2 protein-coding genes and 1 pseudogene are annotated in these 1,971 nt (G+C 68.3%); all 3 read right to left on the bottom strand.

All coding sequences use genetic code 11. From position 1 onward, the window contains the following. The coding region (locus ABZW74_RS24525) for an SAM-dependent methyltransferase (RefSeq protein ID WP_355280114.1) at positions 1 to 577 on the bottom strand (577 nt) is incomplete at its 3' end. A 50-nt stretch (positions 578 to 627) separates the two neighbouring features. Continuing rightward, positions 628 to 1,572 carry a hydroxymethylbilane synthase gene (hemC, locus tag ABZW74_RS24520; protein ID WP_355280112.1) on the bottom strand — a complete coding sequence of 315 codons (945 nt, stop codon included), beginning with the start codon at positions 1,570 to 1,572 and terminating at the stop codon, positions 628 to 630. Further along, positions 1,569 to 1,971: pseudogene (locus tag ABZW74_RS24515) on the bottom strand (hypothetical protein); the annotation flags it as partial. The gene hemC and the pseudogene ABZW74_RS24515, both read right to left, overlap by 4 nt.

Here is a 1,971-nt window from a genome sequence, read left to right as displayed (position 1 = left end):
GCATACCGGCGTAGCTGGGCACCACGGATGCCGCGGGCAGGCCGGGGAGCACCTCGAACGCGATCGAGGTGCGGGCGACGGCGTTGACCTCGGTGAGCACGGAATCGGTGGTCAGCGGATCGCCGGAGACCACACGGACCACGTCGTCGCCGGCCTTGGCAGCGGCGACCAGGGTCTTGGCGACCTCGGTGGGATCACCGAGGGCCGGGTGGACGATCGCATCCGCGTCGTCGGTGGTCTCGTCGCTGTCGACCGGCGCGGTGCTGTTCTCCGTGTCGGTGCTATCGGCGCCCTTCGAGGCTCGCTCCGCTCGCACCTCAGGGAGCGGAGACTTGGCCCGACGGTTGTCGGCGGCCGGCTCCTCGCGGTGTGCGCTGCCGATCAGGTTCACCACCGCGGCGGGAACGTCGGGGTCGATGTAGGCCGTCGTCGCGTTCGCTATGACGGTCCGCGCCCGCACAGTGAGCAGCTCGGGATCCCCGGGGCCCGACCCCACGAAGAGGATTCTGCCCGCTCGCTTCGCTCCCGGCGCAGGCAAAATTCGTCCCGGATGTGCCTTGGTTGTCGTACGGCTCATGCGTTCGCACTCTCCTGCCCTCGCCTCGAGGGCTGCAGTTCCTTCTGGAACTAGGGAGAGTCGACGAGGTCGCCCGCTCCCAGTTCCAGCAGTTCGGCGGCGAGATCCGCACCGAGTTGAGCCGCACGATCGACCGGTCCCACCACCGAAGCCCGGATCACATCGGATCCGTCCTCGGCCGCCACCGCCGCACGAAGCGACAGTTCGGCGAAGATGCGCCCGTCGTCGTCGATCGACTCCACCACCTCGGCAATCGCTCCGATCGGGGCGGTGCATCCGGCTTCCAGAGCCGCAAGCACAGCCCGCTCGGCGTCGATCGCCGCACGGGTGGACTCGTCGTCCAACTCGGCGAGTACTCTCACCAGTTGGGCATCGTCGGAGCGGCACTCCACAGCCAAAGCACCTTGCGCCGGAGCCGGTAGCAAGACCACCGGATCAAACGACTCGGTGACCTCGTCGGCACGTCCGATACGGACGAGACCGGCGCGAGCGACCACGACTGCATCGAGTTCGCCACTGGCGACTTTGCCCAACCGAGAATCTAGGTTGCCTCGTAGGGGGCGGATTTCCAAACCGAGACCCAATGCTCTAAGCTGCGCCGCCCGTCGCGGGGCCGAGGTCCCGACCGTCGACCCGGGTGGGAGTGCGCCGAGGACCAGATTATCCCTGCTGACCAGCGCATCTCTGGGATCTTCGCGGGGCGGGATGGCCGCGATGACCAGGCCGTCCTCGGGTGCGGTGGGCAGATCCTTGTAGGAGTGCACCGCAACGTCGACCTCGTGTTTGTGCAACGCAGTGCGGATGGCGGTGGTGAACACCCCGACCCCGATCTCGGCGACCGGCGCAGCGGATTCGTCACCGGCCGTCCGGATGATCACCAGTTCGGCGGGGTGTCCGGCGGCGGTCAGGGCGTCGGCGATGGTCTGTGACTGGGTGGTGGCCAGCAGCGAACCCCGGGTGCCGATGCGAATCGGGGTCGGGAGCGTTTCGCTCACTTATCTGCCTGGTTGATGGGGCGATCTCCGATCGGGTCGGACGAGAAGTCGCCGAGCTGGTCGGATGCGAGGTGGTCGGGCGCCGACACCGCCTCGGCCGCGCCCGGCTTCAGCTCGAAGAGTTCGCGCAGGGCCTCGGCGTAGTGGTCGCCGTTGGGGGTCGACGCGAGTTGCTTGACCCGAACCGTCGGGGCGTGCAGCAGCTTGTCGACGACGCGGCGCACCGTCTTGGCGACCTCGTCGCGCTGCGGGTCGTCGAGCTCGGGTAGCCGAGTCTCGAGGCGCAGGATCTCGGCCTCCACGAACGCGCCGACACCATGTGGCTGCGCATTCTCGACGTTCCTGCGGCACTCGGCGCCCGGCAGTATGCCGCGGACCTCGACGCGGTGATCGAGGTCG

The sequence above is a fragment of the Gordonia sp. NPDC003585 genome (assembly GCF_040610755.1).
Classification (GTDB): domain Bacteria; phylum Actinomycetota; class Actinomycetes; order Mycobacteriales; family Mycobacteriaceae; genus Gordonia.
Note: the sequence above shows the minus strand (reverse complement) of the source record. Positions and strands in the feature narration are given on the sequence as shown.